This is a genomic window from Paractinoplanes toevensis (assembly GCF_018332695.1).
GTDB lineage: Bacteria > Actinomycetota > Actinomycetes > Mycobacteriales > Micromonosporaceae > Actinoplanes > Actinoplanes toevensis.
On the sequence record NZ_BOQN01000133.1, the window covers coordinates 46,138 to 63,183 of the forward strand.

The following is a 17,046-nucleotide window of genomic DNA, read 5'->3' on the forward strand; positions in this document are numbered from 1 at the left end:
CATGAGACGTGTCCCGGCGCCGGCGGTACCGATCTTCGCCACGCTCACCGGCTCGGTGTCCGTTTTCGCCCCGGGGACCACGGCCGCCCACGTCGCGTACCTCATCGGTTTCGGCGGTGTGGTGCTGTGCGCGTGGCTGGGCCTGCGGACGATCTCCGGACCGAGCAGGGGCGCTTTCCGGCTGGTCGCGGCCGCGCTGTCGGTCTGGCTCACCGGTGACGTCCTGTACGACCTGCTGGACCGTTTCGCCGGCCCGGTCGGTGACGTCTCCCCGTCCGACCTTCTCTGGCTCTCCGGCTATCCGCTGCTGATGGCGGCCATGGTCAAGCTGGTCCGGCTGCGGGCGCCCGGCCGGCTGCGGGACGGCATGCTCGACGCCGCCGCCATGACGACGGTGGTGGCCTGGCTGTTCTGGCAGTTCCTGATCCTGCCGGCGGCCGAGTCCCAGGACCTCTCCACCGGCACGATCGTCGGCGCGCTCTACCCGTTCGGCGACGTGATGTTCTTCGCCGGCACCGCGATCCTGGTCTTCGCCCCCGGTGCCACCCGCGGATCGGCCCGCTATCTGGTCTCGGCCCTGATCCTGACCGTGATCGGCGACGTCAGCATCTCGCTGCTGCCGGTCCTGTTCGAGAACCTGTCCCGTTCGGGCCAGGCCGACCGGTTCGACGGCCTGCTCCTGCTGGCGAACAGCCTGCTGGCGGCGGCCATCGTGCGGCAGGACGCGGCGCGGATCGCCGAGCCGGACCGCGGGTCGGCGGCGCAACGACTGCATCCGGCGCGCGTGGTGTTCCTCGGCATCGCCCTGGTGGTGATGCCCACGGTGACCGGCCTGTACTCGTTCCACACCACGCTCAGCCGGGTGTCGCTGCTCGTCTCGATCGCGCTGTTGACCACGTTCATCCTGATGCGGTTCGTCTTCGTGGTACGCGAGCAGGAGCACATGAAGATCGCGCTGGCGCACCGGGCCGAGCACGACCAACTGACCGGACTGGCCAACCGGACCACGCTGCACACCCAACTGGAGCTGGAACTGCTCCGGCCGTCCGGGTTCGGCCCGCTCGTTCTCTACCTGGATCTCGACGGCTTCAAACAGATCAACGACCGGTACGGCCACGCCGCCGGCGACCTGATCCTGGTCGAGTTCGCCCGGCGGCTGACCAGCACGATCCGGCCGGCGGACACCGCGGCCCGGTTCGGCGGAGACGAGTTCGTCGTGCTCACCACCGCCGTCCAGGACGAGGCCGGCGCCCGGCAGTTGGCCGCCCGGCTGCGCGCGCTGGCCGACGAACCGGTCGCCTGGCGCGGCGAGACTCTCCGCTTCGGGGTCAGCGTCGGCCTGGCGGCGTGGGGCCCGCTGGACCGGCCGAGCGCCGACGGCCTGTTCGCCGCGGCCGACGCGGCCATGTACGCCGAGAAGACCGCCCGCAAACAGGCCGCGGCGCGCTACGCCGCTTCGATGTCGGAGAACAGCCCCTTGAACGGAACCTGAGATCCCACGAGCGCGCCGAACAGCTCGCCGGCCGCCGGAGTCGCGACCGCGGCGGAGGCGTCCCCGTAGCTCTCGAAATAAAGATCGAGCGTCCGATACGCCGGGGTGGCCGTGCCGTCCTCCTTCGGCCACACCTTGGCCGATTCGAGCCGCCGCAGCTTCGGGAGCTTCTCCGCGGCCGCCCTCATCTCCGCGTAAAGGAGCTCGAACGCGCTCGGGTCGGCCGGATTGTCGATGATCAACGTGATCTTGGTAGGCATCGCATCTCCTCAGATAGAACGAAAATCAAAATCTCAGCGGCCGTACGCCTCGAGCAGGCGCAGCCAGACCTCGCTGACGGTCGGGTAGGCGGGCACGGCATGCCACAGCCGGTCCAGCGGAACCTCGCCGACCACCGCGATGGTCGCCGCGTGCAGGAGTTCGGCCACGTCCGGGCCGACCAGGGTGAATCCGACGAGCACGTGTCGATCCTCGTCGACGACCATCCGGGCGTGCCCCTGATAGCCGTCGGCGTGCAGCGCGGATCCCGCGACCGCGGCCAGGTCGTAGTCGACGACCCGGACCCGCAGCCCGGCGGCCTGCGCGGCGGCGGCGGTAAGACCCACCGACGCGACCTCGGGGTCGGTGAAGACGACCTGCGGCACGGCACGCTCGTCGGCCGTGGCGGCGTGCCGGCCCCACCGGCCGTCCTCGACCGGGGCGCCCTCGGCGCGCGCCACGATCACGTCCCCCACCGCACGAGCCTGGTACTTGCCCTGGTGGGTCAGCAGAGCCCGCCGGTTGACGTCGCCGGCGGCGTACAACCAGCCGCCCGCGTCGACGACCCGCAGCGTGTCGTCGACGGTGAGCCAGGAACCGGGCTTCAGGCCGATCGAGTCGAGCCCGATGTCCTGCGTGTTCGGCGTACGGCCGATAGCGACCAGAAGTTCGTCGGCGTCGATCCGCTCGCCGTCGGTGAGGGTGAGGTGCACGACGCCGTCGCTGTCCCGGCTCACCGACGCGACCTCGGCACCGGTGCGCACCGACGCGCCCGCCTGCCGCAACGACTGCGTGACCAGCTCGCCGGCGAACGGCTCCGCGAGGTGCAGCACCCCGTCCCGGGCCAGCATCGTCACCGTGGATCCGAGACTCGTGAACGCGGTCGCCATCTCCGACGCCACCACGCCACCGCCGATGACGGCGAGGCGAGCGGGCACCTCCTGCGCGGCGGCCGCCTCCCGGCTGGTCCACGGCACCGCCTCACGCAGACCGGTGATGTCCGGGAGCAGTGCGCTGCTTCCGGTGGCGACGACGACCGCGTGCCGCGCGGTGAGCGTCGTCGTGGACCCGTCCAGGGTCACCTCGACGACCCGCTCGGAGGTGATCCGCCCCTGGCCCCGGTACAGCGTGATGCCGGCCGACTCCAGCCAGGCCACCTGCCCGTCGTCCGTCCAGTTCGAGGCGAACGCGTCGCGGCGGCGCAGCACGGCGGCCGCGTCCAGATCCCCGGTGACCGCCTCCCGGGCGCCCGGCAGCCGGCGTGCGGCCTGCAGTGCGGCCGAACTCCGCAGCAGCGCCTTGGTCGGCATGCAGGCCCAGTAGGAGCACTCGCCGCCGACCAGCTCGCGCTCGACCACGGCGACGGTCAGACCGCCCCGCACGATCCGATCGGCGACGTTCTCCCCGACCGGTCCCGCCCCGATGACCACGACGTCGTACATGTCAGTTTCCCTTCGCCGTACGGCCGAGCCGGATGGCCGCGATGAGGAAGAAGATGGCGCCCGGGATGGCGTAGCCGACGGCGTTGGTCAGCACCGGGTTGTCCGCGGACGCACCGGCGATGAACGATCCGCCGGCGAGCACCGAGATGCCGCCGCTGATGATCATCGGCCACTGCCCGCCCATCCGGCGGCGAGTTACCCCCACGATCAACTGGATGAGGCCGGCAACCACCGCCCAGGCGCCCCAGACCCGCAGGACCGCCGGGATGCCGGACGCCGCGCCGACGGCCAGGCCGGCGGCCGCCAGCAGGCTGATCGCGACGTTCACGTAGAGCAGCACCGGCGAACCGGTGGCTCGCGAGGCACGGGCGTCGACGATGGCGGCGGCCACGTCGAACAGCGGATAGATGACCAGCAGCGTCGCGGTGAGCGGGTTGAGGTGCTTCGCGAGCGGGATCATCACGAGGGCCCAGACGAGCGCGAACGCGAAGCGCACGAAGTACAGGCGCCGCAGGGCGAAGGCGGTCGTCGAGATGCCGGGGGCGGCAACGGTGGTCATGGGCTTTCCTCCGAGAGGAGAACGAACGTTCTGTCTCACGGAACGATGACGGCTGCGCTGGCGGTTGTCAAGACCGAACGTTCTATCCACCTGGCGGACGATGGCGAGACCGAACGTTCTGTCGCTACGCTGGTCGGATGACGCGTCCGTCCGAGGCTCGAGAGCGCCTGCTGACCACCGCGACCGGGATCTTCTACGCGGAGGGCATCCACTCGGTCGGGGTCGATCGGATCATCGCCGAGGCCAAGGTGACCAGGGCCACCTTCTATCGCCACTTCCCCGGCAAGGAAGACCTGGTCCTGGCCTATCTGCGGAGCGCCGACGCGGCCATCCGCGCACAGATCGACGCGGCCGCCGGCGACGACCAGCCCGCCGGCGACGCCGTCCGGGCCGTGGCGACCTCGATCGCCGACGGCATCCGCTCCCCCGGTTTCCGCGGATGCGCCTTCCTGAACGCCGTCGCCGAGTACCCCGATCCGGCCCACCCGGTGCACCGGGCCGTCCTCGCCCACCGGCAGTGGTTCCTCGACACGATCAACACCCTGATGGCGAACATCGAGGAGACCGAGGCCGCGGCGGCCGCGCAGCACTTCGTGATGCTCCGCGACGGCGCCATGGCCGCCGGTTGCCTCTTCGACCCGGCGCTGATCTGCGACACCTTCCTGCGCGGTGTCGAGGGACTCGTGCGGATCCACGGCTCGCGGCAAGCTTCGGACTCACCGCGAGCCGTGGTCTGACCTCAGGCCGCGACGGCCCCGGACAGGAAACGCTCCGCGTTGGCGGTCAGCAGCTTGGTGCGCTGGGTCTCGGTCAGGAACGACGCGGTCCGGACCACGTTGCCGGCCGGCCGCTCCCCCAGCGGGTACGGGTAGTCGCTGCCCACCACCACCCGGTCCTCCCCCATGGTGTCCACCAGCAGCCGCAGGGCCGGCTCGCTGAACACCACCGAGTCGACGTAGAACCGGTCGACGTACTCGCTCGGCGGGCGCGTCGACCGTCCTCGTACCAGATCTCCCCGCTTCTCCCAGGCGTTGTCCGCCCGGCCCAGCCAGAACGGGAAGCTGCCGCCGCCGTGCGCGAAGCACAGCCGCAGCGACTCCGGCACCCGGTCCAGGACGCCGCCGAGGACCAGTGCGAGCGCCGACAGGTGCGTCTCGGCCGGCATCCCGGTCAGCCAGCGCGCCATCCAGCGGTCCAGGCGGGGGCCGTCCGGCATGTCCCAGGGGTGCACGAAGACCGGCGCGCCCACCTCGGCGCAGTGCTGAAGGAACTCGACGATCCCGGCGTCGTCCAGGTCGCGGTCGCCGACGTGGTTGCCGATCTCCACACCGGCGTGACCGGCGGCGAGGCAGCGATCGAGCTCGGCGCAGGCGGCCGCCGGGTCCTGCAGCGGCACCTGGCAGAACGGGATCAGGCGTGGATCGCCGGCGGTGATCTCCAGGGTCAGGTCGTTGAAGATCCGGGCCAGTTTCACCGCCTGGTCCGGCGTACGGTCATATCCGAAGAACACCGGCGTGGGCGAGACGACCTGCCGGGCCACCCCGTCGGCGGCCATGTCCGCGAAGCGGACGGCCGGGTCCCAGCAGGACGAGTCGATCCGGCGGAATTCGCTGTCGCGAATCATGATGACCGCTTCGCGCTCGGTCTCCACCTCGAGCCAGGGCCAGCCGGACCCGCCGCACGCGACGGCGAGGTCCGGCCACCCCTTGGGTACGACGTGGGTGTGGACGTCGATCACGTCAGCCCTTGCCCGGGTGCAGGGCGCCGCAGTTCGCGCAGGTGCGGGCCTTCTCGTCGGCGTAGAAGGCGGTGAACACCGGCGGCAGGTCCTCGACGATGTCGCGGACCTGGAGTTCGACCTCGTGCACCAGGTGGCTGCACTCGAAGCAGTACCACTGGAACTTCTCCAGCGTGCCCTCCTCGCGCACCCGCTCGACCACCAGGCCGATGGAGCCGGGCTCGGGGCGCTGCGGCGAGTGCGGCGTGTTGCCCGGCAGCACCCACATCTCGCCCTCGCGGATGTGCACGTCCTGCGGACCCTCCGGGGTCATGGTCTTGACGTGCATGTTGCCTTTGACCTGGTAGAAGAACTCCTCGTACGGATCGACGTGGAAGTCGGTCCGGGCGTTCGGGCCGCCGACCACCATGACGATGAAGTCCGAGCCGGTGGGGAACATCTGCTTGTTGCCGACCGGCGGCTTGAGCAGGTGCTTGTTGTCCTCGATCCAGCCGGGGAAGTTGATCGGGTCGGTCATGACGCCTCCTTGGACGGCAGAGCTGCGACGGCTTGGATTTCGATCAGCAGGTGCGGGTGCGGCAGCTGGTGCACCGCGACGGTGGTGCGCGACGGCCCGGTCTCGTCGAAGAACTCGCCGTAGACGGCGTTGTAGCCACCGAAGTCGTTCATGTTGACCAGGTAGGTCGTGATCTGCACGAGGTCGGACAGACCGGCGCCGACCGAGGCCAGGATGTCGGCGATGTTGGCGATGACGGCCCGGGTCTGCTCGGCGATGTCGAGCGTCGTGGTGCCCATGTCGTCGACCGCGGCCCCGGCGATCGTGTTGTCCGGCCGGCGGCTGCTGGTGCCGCTCACGAACGCGAACCCGCCGGCCACCTTGACGTGCGGAAACCTTCCGCGCGGGGTGGCCTTGCCGGCCACCACCCGCGCGGTCATGCGGAGACCTTCAGCGCGGCGGTGCCGAGCTTTTCCACTTCGACGCGTACGGTCTGGCCGGGCCCCACCGCGACGGCTGCGGTGGCCGCCCCGGCCAGCACGATCCACTCGTCTTCCAGGCCGCCGGCGAGCCGTTTCGCGTCGGCGAAGGCGCGCCGCGGGTCGCCCAGGATCGCCGCGGTCGAGCCGATCTCCACGACCCGGCCGTCCACCTCGAGCAGCACGCCCAGGTTGTCGACGCCGTCCGGCACCGGCTGCCAGGCGCCGACCACGAAGCCGGCCGCCGACGTGTTGTCGGCGATCACCTCGGCCAGGGTGAACTTGAAGTCGAGCCAGCGCGAGTCGATCACCTCGATGGCCGGGGCGATCGCGGCGATCTCGCCGTCGCGCACCAGGAAGGCCACCTCGGGCTCGACCTTCGGGTGGATGCGGGGTGCGAGGTCGAGCACGCCGCCGTCCGGGACCCGCATGGCGTCGGTCAGCCGGCCCCAGATGACCTCGTCGACGCCCATCTGCTGCATCTTGGCCCGGCTGGTGAGGCCCAGCTTGACCCCGACGATCCTCTCGCCGCGGGCCAGGCGGCGTTCCACCAGGTCCTGCTGAGCGGAGTACGGCTCGCCGACCTCGAACGAGCCCGACGCGAGCTCGGTGGCCGTGGTGAGCGCACGATCCAGAGCGTCGACAATCACGAGTTCTCCTTCGCCAGGTCCAGCGCCACGTCCACGATCATGTCCTCCTGGCCACCGACCATCCGGCGTTTGCCGAGCTCCACGAGAATCGTGCGCACGTCAACGCCGTACGTGCCGGCCGCGGTCTCGGCGTGCCGGAGGAACGACGAATACACCCCGGCGTAGCCGAGCGACAGCGTCTCCCGGTCCACCCGCACCGGCCGGTCCTGCAGCGGGCGCACCAGGTCGTCGGCCGCGTCCATCAGGGCGAACACGTCGCAGCCGTGCTTCCAGCCGTTCAGTTCGGCGACCGCGGCGAACACCTCGAGCGGCGCGTTGCCCGCCCCGGCGCCCATCCCGGCCAGCGAGGCGTCCACCCGGTACACCCCGTGCTCGACCGCGACCAGGCTGTTGGCCACGCCCAGGGACAGATTGTGGTGGGCGTGGATGCCGATCTCGGTTGCCGGGTCGAGGATCTCCCGGTACGCGTCGGCCCGCGCGGCCACGTCGTTCATGGTGAGCCGGCCGCCGGAGTCGGTGATGTAGACGCAGTGCGCGCCGTACGACTCCATCAGCTTGGCCTGCTTCGCCAGCTCGGCGGGCGGGCTCATGTGCGACATCATCAGGAACCCGGCGACGTCCATGCCGTTCTCCCGTGCCCACGCGATGTGCTGGGCGGAGATGTCCGCCTCGGTGCAGTGGGTGGCGACCCGCACGCTGGTCACCCCGAGGTCGCGGGCGGCCCGCAGGTCGGCGATCGTGCCGATGCCGGGCAGCAGCAGGGTGGTGAGCCGGGCGTTCGTCAGCACCGACGCGGCCGCGCTGATCCACTCGGCGTCGGTGGCCGCGCCCCGGCCGTAGTTGATGCTCGACCCGGCGAGGCCGTCGCCGTGCGCCACCTCGATCGCGGCGACCCCGGCGGCGTCCAGCGCGGCGGCGATCTCCCGCACCTGATCGACCGTGTAGCGGTGGCCGATGGCGTGCATGCCGTCCCGCAACGTCACGTCCTGCACATAGATCTCGGTCATGCCGTCACCAGCTCCTCGGCGGTCCGCACCGCGGCGGACGTCATGATGTCCAGGTTGCCGGCGTACTCCGGCAGGTAGTGACCTGCGCCGGAGACCTCCAGGAAGACCGTCACCAGCAGCCCGTCGTCGAGCACCCGGAACTGCACGTCCTGCTTGAGTCGATAGCCGGGCACGTATTGCTGGACGCCGGTGACCATCTCCTCGATCGACGCGGCGATTCGCGCGCGGTCGGCGTCGGCCGAAGGGCACAGGCAGTACACCGTGTCGCGCATCAGCAGCGGCGGCTCGGCCGGGTTCAGCACGATGATCGCCTTGCCCCTGGCCGCGCCGCCGACCACTTCGAGGGCGCGGGCGGTGGTCTCGGTGAACTCGTCGATGTTGGCCCGGGTGCCCGGTCCGGCCGATCGCGACGCGATCGAGGCGACGATCTCGGCGTACGCGACCGGAGTCACCGCGGCTACGGCGGCGACGATCGGCACGGTCGCCTGCCCGCCGCAGGTCACCATGTTCACGTTGCGCTCGGCCTGGAACGACGCGAGGTTGACCGGCGGGACCACGTAGGGCCCGAGGGCGGCCGGGGTCAGGTCGACCACGGTCACCGGATAGTTCGCCAGTACCGCGTCGTTGTGCCGGTGCGCGCCCGCCGAGGTGGCGTCGAAGACCACCCGCACGTCGGCGAACTCCGGCAGCGCCACCAGGCCCTCGACCCCCTTCGCGGTGGTGGCCACGCCGAGCCGTTTCGCCCGGGCCAGGCCGTCCGACTCGGCGTCGATGCCGGCCATCGCGACCATGCGCAACGACGACGACGTACGCATGACCTTGAACATCAGATCGGTGCCGATGTTGCCGGAACCGATCACGGCCACCCCGACGCTCACCGCTGCGCTCACTGTTTCGCTCCCTTCGCGAAGTTCGCCCGGACCGAGCCGAGGCCGGAGATCCGCGCTTCGTAGGAGGCACCGGGGGTCACCGGCACCATCGGGCCGAGCGCACCGGACAGCACGACGTCGCCCGCCCGCAGCGGGCTGCCGTTGCCCGCCAGCGTGGTGGCCAGCCAGGCCACTGCGTGCAGCGGGTTGCCGAGGCAGGCCGCGCCGGCCCCGACCGACACCGGTTCGCCGGCGCTCTCCAGCACCGCGCCGCACAGCCGCAGGTCCACATCGGACACCCGGCGGGGCGTGGTGCCGAGAACGTACCGGCCGCTGGAGGCGTTGTCCGCGACGGTGTCGACGATCGAGATGTCCCAGCCGGCGATCCGCGAGTCGACCACCTCGATGGCCGGCAGCAGGAAGTCGGTGGCCCGCAGCACGTCGGCCACGGTCACCTGCTCCTCCGGCAGATCACGGCCGAGCACGAACGCCACCTCCGCCTCGACCCGGGGCTGGATCAGCGTGTCCGGGTCGATCTCGGCGCCGTCCGGCACCGCCATGTCGGCGAAGAGCACGCCGAAGTCCGGCTGGTAGACGCCGAACGCGCGCTGCACGGCCGGCGCGGTCAGCCCGATCTTGGCGCCGACCGGGCGGCGGCCGGCCGCGAGCCAGGTCTCGACCTGGGCGCTCTGCGCCCGATAGGCGGCATCGACGTCCCCGGCCCGGATGATCCGGTCGCGCAGGGGTGGGACCGGCTTTCCCGAGGCGTACGCCTCCAGAAGCTCAGCAGCGGCATCGGTCACGACATGTCCACGCAGACGTTGGTGTATTCGGAGTAGAAGTCCAGTGAGTGGCGGCCACCCTCGCGGCCCACGCCGGAGGCCCGCATCCCGCCGAACGGGGTGCGCAGGTCGCGCAGGAACCAGGTGTTCACCCAGACCAGGCCGGCGTCGAGCTGGGCGCCGGCCCGCAGTGCCCGGCCGACGTCGCGGGTCCAGACCGTCCCGGCCAGGCCGTACACGCTGTCGTTGGCCAGCGCGAAGGCCTCCTGTTCGTCGTCGAACGGCGCGACGTGGCAGATCGGCCCGAAGATCTCCTCGCGGACCGTACGGGCGTCCTGGCCGAGCCCGGTGATGACGGTGGGTTCGATGTACGACCCGCCGTCCCGGGCGTCGCCGAAGTGCGGCACTCCGCCACCGGCCAGGAACGTCGCGCCTTCGGAGCGGGCCAGCTCGTAGTAGCCGGCCACCTTGTCCCGGTGCGCCTTGGAGATCAGCGGCATGGTGCCGGTGCCCTCGTCGGTCGGCCAGCCGTAGGTCAACTCCTTGGCCCGCGCGGCCAGCCGGGTGGTGAACTCGTCGAAGATCGACCGGTGCACGTAGAGGCGTTCGGTGCACAGGCAGACCTGGCCGCCGTTGGTGAAGCTGGACCGCACGCTGCCGGCCACCGCGGCGTCCAGATCGGCGTCGGCGAAGACCAGGCCGGCGTTCTTGCCGCCGAGCTCGAACGACACCGCCTTCACGCCGTCCGCGGCGTTGCGCATGATCGCCGCGCCGGTGGCGGACTCGCCGGTGAAGGTGATCGCGTCCACGTCCGGGTGGGTGGTCAGCCATTCGCCGGCCGCGTCCGGGCCGTGCCCGTGCACCAGGTTGAAGACACCGTCCGGCACCCCGGCCGCGGCCATCACCTCGGCCAGCACGGTGGCCGACGCCGGGGTCTCCTCGCTGGGCTTGACCACGACCGCGTTGCCGCAGGCCAGCGCGGGCGCCACCTTCCAGGTCAGGAGCAGCAGCGGCAGGTTCCACGGGACGATGACGGCGACCACGCCGACCGGTTTGCGGACCGCGTAGTTCAACGCCCGGCCGCCACCGGCGGTGGCCGTGGTGAACGACTCGGTGCCGGTCGCGGCCACCACGTCGGCGAACGCCCGGAAGTTGGCGGCGCCGCGCGGGATGTCCAGGGTGCGGGCCTGGGCCAGCGTCTTGCCGGTGTCGGCGACCTCGGCGGTGACCAGGTCCTCGAAGCGCCGCTCCAGCTCGTCGGCGATCCGGCGCAGCACGGTGGCCCGCTCCTGCTCGGTGGTGCGGCCCCACGGCCCGCGCACGGCGGCCCGGGCGGCGGCGACCGCGTCGTCCACGGTGGAGCGGTCCGACTCGGTGACCGCGAAGACCGTCTCTCCGGTGACCGGCGACGCCTTCGCGAAGGTGGCGGTGGCCGCCCGGAACTCGCCGGCCACGAAGTTCCGCAGCTGCGGCGGCTCACCCGGCGGGCGGCCGGTGGCCAGCGCGGGATCCCACCGGCCGGTCATCGGGTCACCGCCCGGCCGACCAGCGCGGCCAGGCCGGCGGCGGCCAGCAGACCGGCGGCGGCGAGCACCTGATGCTGGCGGCGGACCCGGCGGCGCACCTCGGCGTACGGCGTCGTGGAGAAGGAGACCATCTCGTAGCGCGAGACGTACCGGCCGGGCAGCCAGCGTTCGAGGGTGTGCTCGATGCTCTTGCCCAGCTTGAACAGCGGGTCGGCGACCTTGTCGCGCATCTCGACGAAGTTGGCCAGGGCCATCGCGGCGATCGCCTCGCTGTTCTCCCGGCGGCCCTTCTCGTACGCCGGCAGCGCGGCCGCCCAGTCGTCGCCGGTCGCGTCCAGGCAGCGGTCCAGCTCGACGACGTCCTCGAACGCGGCGTTGGCGCCCTGGCCGTAGAACGGGACGATGGCGTGCGCGGCGTCGCCGATCAGCGCGACCCGGCCGAGCATCTGCCAGGGTCCGCAGTGGACGGTGCCGAGCAGGCCGACCGGGTTGTGCCGGTAGTCGTCGGCCAGGCCCGGGATCAGCTCCAGCAGGTCGGGATAGTGCCGGCGGAAGTGCCGTTCGACCGCCGCCGGGCTGCCCAGCGAGGCGAAGCTGCCGGTGCCGCCCATCGGCCAGAACAGGGTGCCGGTGAACGAGCGGTCCGGGTTGGGCAGCGCGATCATCATCGAGGTGCCGCGTGGCCAGATGTGCAGGGCGCCCGGGTCGAGCGCGAACTCGCCGTCGCGGGCCGGGATGGTGAGCTCCTTGTAGCCGTAGTCGAGGAAGCTGACCGTCTCGTCGAACCGCTCCCCGGCGTACGCCAGGAGCAGCCCGCGCACCGCCGAACCGGAACCGTCGGCACCCAGCACGATGTCCGCCTTGGCCTGCGTCCCGTCGGCGAAGCCGAGGGTTCCGGTCTCCGGGTCGAGCCCGGTCAGCGGATGGTCGAAGTGGACGGTGACCCCGGCGGTCTGTTCCGCCGCGTCGAGCAGCGCGTCGTTGAGCGCGCCCCGGCCGATCGAGTTGATCGCCCGGTCGCCGGCCAGGCTGTAGGGCTGGAAGTTCGCCTCGCCGTCGAGCGGGTGCACCATCCGGCCGTGCATCGGCAGCGCTCCGGCCAGCACCTGGTCGGCCAGCCCGATCCGGCGCAGCGCGTCGATGCCGCGCTCGGAGAGGGCCAGGTTGATCGAGCGGCCCCGCTCGGCCCCGGTGACCCGCGGGTCGGACCGGCGCTCGTAGACGTCGACGCGATATCCGCGGCGGCCCAGATAGGCGGCGAGCAGGCTGCCGGTCAGCCCGGCCCCGATCACCGCCACGTGTTCCCGGCTCATCGGTTCTCCTCCACGCAGGCTTTCAGTGCTTCGGCGGCTCGGCGGCAGTCCTCGTACGTCGAATAGAGCGGCACCGGCGCGAACCGCACGATGTCCGGCTGCCGGGCGTCGGCGATCACGCCGTGCTCGAAGCGCAGCCGCTTGGTCAGCGCGCCGGCGTTGCCCTCGTGCAGCCGCACCGAGAGCTGGCAGCCGTGCCGTTCCGGTTCCCGCGGTGTGATCACCGACAGCGGCCGGTCGGCGGCCACCTCGTCCAGCAACCCACGCAGATGGGTGGTCAGGCGCAGGCTGCGCGCGCGCAGCGCAGGCATGCCGACCTCGTCGAAGATCCGCAGCGAGGTGCGCACCGGGCCCATCGCGAAGATCGGCGGGTTGGAGACCTGCCAGGCGTCGGCGCTGCGGGGCGGGCGGGACTCGGCGGTCATCTCGAACCGGGTGGCCGGCTCGGTGCTCCACCAGCCCTCCAGGCGCGGCCGGTCGGGGTCACCGTGGTGGCGCTCGTGGACGAAGACACCGGCCAGCGCACCGGGCCCGGCGTTCAGGTACTTGTACGAGCACCAGGCGGCGAAGTCGGCGCCCCACTCGTGCAGGGCGAGGGGCACGTTGCCGGCGGCGTGCGCGAGGTCCCAGCCGACCACCGCGCCGGCCGCCCGCCCGGCCGCGGTGATCGCCGCCATGTCCATCAGCTCGCCGGTGAGGTAGTTGACGCCGCCGAACAGCACCAGCGCCACCGTGTCGCCCTCGGCGGCCAGGAACGCCAGCACGTCCTCGGTGCGCAGGGTGTCCTCGCCGGCGCGCGGGCGCAGCCGGACGACGGTGGTGTCCGGGTCGAGGCCGTGCAGGCGGGCCTGGCTGCGCACGGCGTAGCTGTCCGAGGGGAACGCCGCGTCCTCGATGACGATCCGGGTGCGCCGGCCGGCCGGGCGGTAGAACGACACCATCAGCAGGTGCAGGTCGACGGTGAGCGAGTTCATCACCACGACCTCCGACGGCAGCGCGCCGACCAGCCGCGCGGCCGGCGCGGTGAGCAGTTCGTGGTAGGGCAACCAGGGGCGGGCGGCGTCCAGATGACCCTCGACGCCGAGCCGGGCCCAGTCGTCCAGGTCCTCCAGCAGCTCGGTGCGGGTGGCCCGGGGCTGCAGCCCGAGCGAGTTGCCGGCGAAGTAGGCGACCTCCGGGTGGTCGCCGCCCTCGGCCGGCGGGATGTGGAAGAGGTGGCGGTGACCGGGATCGTCGTGGTCGAGCATCACATCTCCGTCCGGGAGGTCCACAGTTCCGGGAAGACGGTGCGGTTCATGCTGCGCTGCAACCAGGCCACCCCGTTGGAGCCGCCGGTGCCGGTCTTCGCGCCCATGGTCCGCTGCACCGCCTTGAGGTGCAGGTAACGCCAGTCGCCGAACCGGTCGGCGACCTCGGTGAGGGCCTCGCCGAGCAGCCGCAGGTGGTTCTCCGGGCCGGGGTCGCGGTAGATCCGCACCCAGGCGTCGGACACCGACGGGTCGGCCTCGTGCTCCACGGCGTAGTCCCGGTCGAGCAGTTCCGGCTTGAGGTCGTGCCCGTGCCGGGCGAGCAGCGCGATCACCTCGTCCCAGAGGCTCGGCTCGTGCAGGGCGGCGGTCAGCTCGTCGAACGCGTCGCTGCCCTTGAACGGCCGGATCAGCGCCGGGTTGCGCAGCCCGAGCAGGAACTCCACCTGCCGGTACATGGCCGACTGGAAGCCGGAGCCCTCGCCGAGCAGGTCCCGGAAGCGGTTGAAGTCGGCCGGGGTCATCCAGCGCAGCGTCTGCCAGGCGGCGTTGAGGCCCTCGAGGTGCAGGGCGGCCCGGCGCAGCGGGGCCAGGGCCGGCCAGACCTGATCGGCTCGGAGGTGGTCGCGAGCCTGCGTCAGCTCGTGCCGGACGAGCTTGAAGTACAGCTCCATGATCTGGCTGACGACGAGGAACGACATCTCGCCCGGGTCGCCGCTGAGGGTGCGTTGCAGCGTGTGCAGGGTGCTGGCGTGCACGTAGGAGTCGTAGGGCACACGCTGCCCGAACTCCAGGGTCGGCCGCCCGCTGTTGGCCGCCGACCGTTCGTCGCGCTCGGCAGCGGTCGTCGGCCGGACGACAGCAGTGTTCACCGGATCCACGTACTCTCCTCGCCTACCGCGTCGGCTGGGACTGCTCCATGCTTTCGTTGTCAGGGCTCTCCCGGAATGCCGAATTAACGGTGCTGACCTCGATGAACAGTCGATCGGCGGCTAGATTCGCAAGATCGGTTTGCGATCGGAAGGTGGCCGGATGGACGCCATGGACTGGGCCCTTCTCCGGGAGTTGCAGGACGACGCCCGGCTCTCCTACAGCGAGTTGTCCCGGCGGGTGCATCTGTCCCCACCGGCGGTCGCCGAGCGGGTGCGGCGGCTCGAGGAGACCGGGGTGATCACCGGCTATCACGCCCAGGTCGATCTGGCCAAGGCCGGCCGCGAGGTGCTCGCCCTGATCCGGATGTCCTGTTACGGGCCGACCTGCGTGCTGCGCGACGACAAGGTCGCCACCTGGCCCGAGGTGCTGGAGATCAACCGGGTCACCGGCGACACCTGTTCCGTGCTGAAGGTCGCGGCCGGCTCGATCGAGGCGTTCGAGGAGGTGATCGACCGGCTCGGCGGGTACGGCGCGCCGTCCAGCACCATGATCCTCTCGACCCCGCTGTCCTGGCAGCCGATCGTGCCGATCGACTCATGACCGCGGAACCGGTTTTAGGTACGATCGAACAAGTTTCGGAGCACAGGAGGTAACCGTGCCGGTCACGGAACCGATCGAGGAGACCTCGTCGGCACAGGTCGGTCCGCGCATCCGCGAGTTCCGGAAACAGCGCGGCCTGACGCTGCGCAGCCTGGCCGCCCGCTCCGGGCTGTCGATCGGCTTCCTGTCCCAGGTCGAGCGGGGCATCTCGTCGATCGGGCTGACCGCGCTGGGCAGTGTGGCGAGCGCGCTGGGGCACTCGGTGTCGGAGTTCTTCGACGACACGCCGGCCGTCGGGCACGACCCGGTGGTCGTGCCGATGCCCAGCCACTTCACCCTGACCCGCGGCGAGAACACCGCCACGCAGTACGTTTCCGGCCAGCAGACCTACCGGATGCTGTCCGAGCGGGGCGCCGGTCTGGTGCTCGAGCCGATGCTGGTGCACATCGCGCCGGGCGGCCAGCGGGAGAACGCGTACGGGCACGCCGGCGAGGAGTTCGCCTACGTGATCTCCGGGGAGTTGCTCTACGAGGTGGACGGCGTCGAGCACCGGTTGCGGCCGGGCGACAGCGTGCACCTGCGGTCCTCGGTGCCGCACCGGATGTACAACGACACCGGCACGGTGACCACCGTGGTCTCGGTGGTCACCCCGCGGCTGTTCTGACCCACCGCGGTCGCTCGCTGTTCACGAGGGTGAAATCAACCGGCTGGTCTCCGCCATCGTCGCGGCCCAGATCGGCGAGCCGGGGGAGATCACGTCGAAGTGGTCGCCGGGCTGCTCCAGCAGCGTCAGGCCGGCGGCGGCGGCGAACCGGCGGTTGATGTCCACCAGGTCGAGGCCGTCCCCGCTGCCCTGCACCAGCAGCGCGGGCGAGGCGAGCGGCAGCCGGGCCATCGGGTCGCCGGCCGCGTACACCGCCGGCACCTCGGCCGGCGTGCCGCCGAGCGCCGTCGTGATCGCGCCCTCGCCGAGAAACCGCCGCTGCCCCTCGGCCAGGTCGAGCACGCCGGCCAGGGACACCGCGAGCGCGAGGTCCGGGTCGTCGGCCGCCAGGCGCAGGGCGAGCTGACCGCCGGCCGAGTGGCCGAACAGGACGATCGGTGCGCCGGGATGCCGGTCGCGGGCCGCGGCCACGCCGGCCGCCACGTCGGCCGTGGTGGCCGCCCAGCCGTGCCGGTCCGGCCGGCGGTACTCCAGGTTCCAGCTGGTCCAGCCCCGCTCGGCCAGGTCGATCGCGAGGGCGTCCATCAGGTCGGCGGCCCAGATGGACCGCCAGAACCCGCCGTGGATCAGGATCCCGACCGGCGCGGGGGCGGCACCGGCCGGGGTCCGCTCATCGGCCCACTGCTCCGGGTGGTCGCCGTAGGCCACCCGGGCCGCGGGCGCGCGCAGCCGGTGCACGGCGTGCCGGATCGCCCAGACCAGTCCCCACACGCCGCGGCCGTGCAGATGCGCCGGCCCGGCCGGGTCGGCGACCGTCAGGTCGTACCAGACGACCGACGCGGGGGCCGCCGCCATCAGCGCCGGGTCGGCCGGTGTCACCACGGCCGGGCCGTCGTGCCCGGCCAGCGCCTCGGCCGTCTCGGCCGGGCCGGTGGTCAAAACCACCCGCAGACCGACGTCCAGGTCCCAGGCCGTGTCACCGGCCAGCTTCGTGAGCAGACCGTGGTCGGCGACCAGATCCGGGCCCAGCACCAGCAGGACGTCCATCGGG

The 17,046-nt window shown here is 71.7% G+C and carries 19 protein-coding genes; 4 read left to right on the forward strand and 15 right to left on the reverse strand.

The window, feature by feature from the left end:
• Window position 1 precedes the first annotated feature (1 nt).
• Complete coding sequence (locus tag Ato02nite_RS44195) at window positions 2-1,492, forward strand: GGDEF domain-containing protein (protein WP_213012713.1); 1,491 nt, start codon at window positions 2-4, stop codon at window positions 1,490-1,492.
• Here the strand turns inward: Ato02nite_RS44195 and Ato02nite_RS44200 are convergent.
• From Ato02nite_RS44200 to Ato02nite_RS44210, 3 genes are read right to left on the reverse strand one after another with little or no spacing between them, the layout of a single operon-like run.
• Window positions 1,447-1,752: an EthD domain-containing protein gene (locus Ato02nite_RS44200; protein ID WP_213012714.1), complete on the reverse strand. Its 306-nt coding sequence runs from the start codon at window positions 1,750-1,752 to the stop codon at window positions 1,447-1,449. The genes Ato02nite_RS44195 and Ato02nite_RS44200 overlap by 46 nt on opposite strands.
• Window positions 1,753-1,785: 33 nt before the next feature.
• Window positions 1,786-3,192, reverse strand: coding sequence for a dihydrolipoyl dehydrogenase family protein (locus tag Ato02nite_RS44205; RefSeq protein WP_213012715.1), 1,407 nt, complete (start codon window positions 3,190-3,192; stop codon window positions 1,786-1,788).
• 1 nt (window position 3,193) lies between these two features.
• Entirely contained in the window at window positions 3,194-3,751 is a 558-nt protein-coding gene (locus tag Ato02nite_RS44210) for a hypothetical protein (RefSeq protein ID WP_213012716.1), read from the reverse strand.
• A 137-nt stretch (window positions 3,752-3,888) separates the two neighbouring features.
• On the opposite strand from Ato02nite_RS44210, the gene Ato02nite_RS44215 reads away from it, so the two are divergent.
• On the forward strand, window positions 3,889-4,488 hold the full coding sequence (locus Ato02nite_RS44215; protein WP_213012717.1) for a TetR/AcrR family transcriptional regulator: 600 nt from the start codon (window positions 3,889-3,891) through the stop codon (window positions 4,486-4,488).
• A gap of 2 nt (window positions 4,489-4,490) precedes the next feature.
• Here Ato02nite_RS44215 and Ato02nite_RS44220 read toward each other — a convergent pair whose 3' ends face one another.
• Genes Ato02nite_RS44220 through Ato02nite_RS44270 form a run of 11 tightly spaced genes read right to left on the reverse strand, consistent with a single transcriptional unit; the run spans window position 4,491 to window position 14,739 of the window.
• Window positions 4,491-5,489 carry an amidohydrolase family protein gene (locus Ato02nite_RS44220; RefSeq protein ID WP_213012718.1) on the reverse strand — a complete coding sequence of 333 codons (999 nt, stop codon included), beginning with the start codon at window positions 5,487-5,489 and terminating at the stop codon, window positions 4,491-4,493.
• Window position 5,490: 1 nt separating this feature from the next.
• On the reverse strand, window positions 5,491-6,006 hold the full coding sequence (locus Ato02nite_RS44225) for a 3-hydroxyanthranilate 3,4-dioxygenase (RefSeq protein ID WP_213012719.1): 516 nt from the start codon (window positions 6,004-6,006) through the stop codon (window positions 5,491-5,493).
• Window positions 6,003-6,425 (reverse strand): RidA family protein, encoded by a 423-nt coding sequence (locus Ato02nite_RS44230; protein WP_213012720.1) that lies wholly within the window; start codon window positions 6,423-6,425, stop codon window positions 6,003-6,005. The genes Ato02nite_RS44225 and Ato02nite_RS44230 overlap by 4 nt, the downstream gene beginning before the upstream one ends.
• A complete protein-coding gene (locus tag Ato02nite_RS44235; protein WP_307854278.1) occupies window positions 6,422-7,111 on the reverse strand; it encodes a 2-keto-4-pentenoate hydratase in 690 nt (229 codons plus the stop codon). The genes Ato02nite_RS44230 and Ato02nite_RS44235 overlap by 4 nt, the downstream gene beginning before the upstream one ends.
• Window positions 7,111-8,121, reverse strand: a complete 1,011-nt coding sequence (dmpG, locus tag Ato02nite_RS44240; protein ID WP_213012722.1) for a 4-hydroxy-2-oxovalerate aldolase — start codon at window positions 8,119-8,121, stop codon at window positions 7,111-7,113. The genes Ato02nite_RS44235 and dmpG overlap by 1 nt, the downstream gene beginning before the upstream one ends.
• Window positions 8,118-8,999 (reverse strand): acetaldehyde dehydrogenase (acetylating), encoded by an 882-nt coding sequence (locus Ato02nite_RS44245; RefSeq protein ID WP_213012775.1) that lies wholly within the window; start codon window positions 8,997-8,999, stop codon window positions 8,118-8,120. Before Ato02nite_RS44245 ends, dmpG begins: the two co-directional genes overlap by 4 nt.
• A gap of 8 nt (window positions 9,000-9,007) precedes the next feature.
• Window positions 9,008-9,793 (reverse strand): 2-keto-4-pentenoate hydratase, encoded by a 786-nt coding sequence (locus Ato02nite_RS44250; RefSeq protein ID WP_213012723.1) that lies wholly within the window; start codon window positions 9,791-9,793, stop codon window positions 9,008-9,010.
• Window positions 9,790-11,298, reverse strand: a complete 1,509-nt coding sequence (locus Ato02nite_RS44255; protein WP_213012724.1) for a 2-hydroxymuconic semialdehyde dehydrogenase — start codon at window positions 11,296-11,298, stop codon at window positions 9,790-9,792. Before Ato02nite_RS44255 ends, Ato02nite_RS44250 begins: the two co-directional genes overlap by 4 nt.
• Window positions 11,295-12,611: an FAD-dependent oxidoreductase gene (locus Ato02nite_RS44260; protein WP_213012725.1), complete on the reverse strand. Its 1,317-nt coding sequence runs from the start codon at window positions 12,609-12,611 to the stop codon at window positions 11,295-11,297. Before Ato02nite_RS44260 ends, Ato02nite_RS44255 begins: the two co-directional genes overlap by 4 nt.
• Window positions 12,608-13,858 carry a kynureninase gene (gene kynU, locus Ato02nite_RS44265; protein ID WP_213012726.1) on the reverse strand — a complete coding sequence of 417 codons (1,251 nt, stop codon included), beginning with the start codon at window positions 13,856-13,858 and terminating at the stop codon, window positions 12,608-12,610. The genes Ato02nite_RS44260 and kynU overlap by 4 nt, the downstream gene beginning before the upstream one ends.
• On the reverse strand, window positions 13,858-14,739 hold the full coding sequence (locus tag Ato02nite_RS44270; RefSeq protein ID WP_213012727.1) for a tryptophan 2,3-dioxygenase: 882 nt from the start codon (window positions 14,737-14,739) through the stop codon (window positions 13,858-13,860). Before Ato02nite_RS44270 ends, kynU begins: the two co-directional genes overlap by 1 nt.
• A 151-nt stretch (window positions 14,740-14,890) precedes the next feature.
• On the opposite strand from Ato02nite_RS44270, the gene Ato02nite_RS44275 reads away from it, so the two are divergent.
• Complete coding sequence (locus Ato02nite_RS44275; RefSeq protein WP_213012728.1) at window positions 14,891-15,331, forward strand: Lrp/AsnC family transcriptional regulator; 441 nt, start codon at window positions 14,891-14,893, stop codon at window positions 15,329-15,331.
• 55 nt (window positions 15,332-15,386) lie between these two features.
• Window positions 15,387-15,995 (forward strand): helix-turn-helix domain-containing protein, encoded by a 609-nt coding sequence (locus Ato02nite_RS44280; RefSeq protein WP_213012729.1) that lies wholly within the window; start codon window positions 15,387-15,389, stop codon window positions 15,993-15,995.
• 21 nt (window positions 15,996-16,016) lie between these two features.
• On the opposite strand, the gene Ato02nite_RS44285 is transcribed toward Ato02nite_RS44280, so the two are convergent.
• Window positions 16,017-17,042 carry an alpha/beta hydrolase family protein gene (locus tag Ato02nite_RS44285; protein ID WP_213012730.1) on the reverse strand — a complete coding sequence of 342 codons (1,026 nt, stop codon included), beginning with the start codon at window positions 17,040-17,042 and terminating at the stop codon, window positions 16,017-16,019.
• Window positions 17,043-17,046 lie beyond the last annotated feature (4 nt).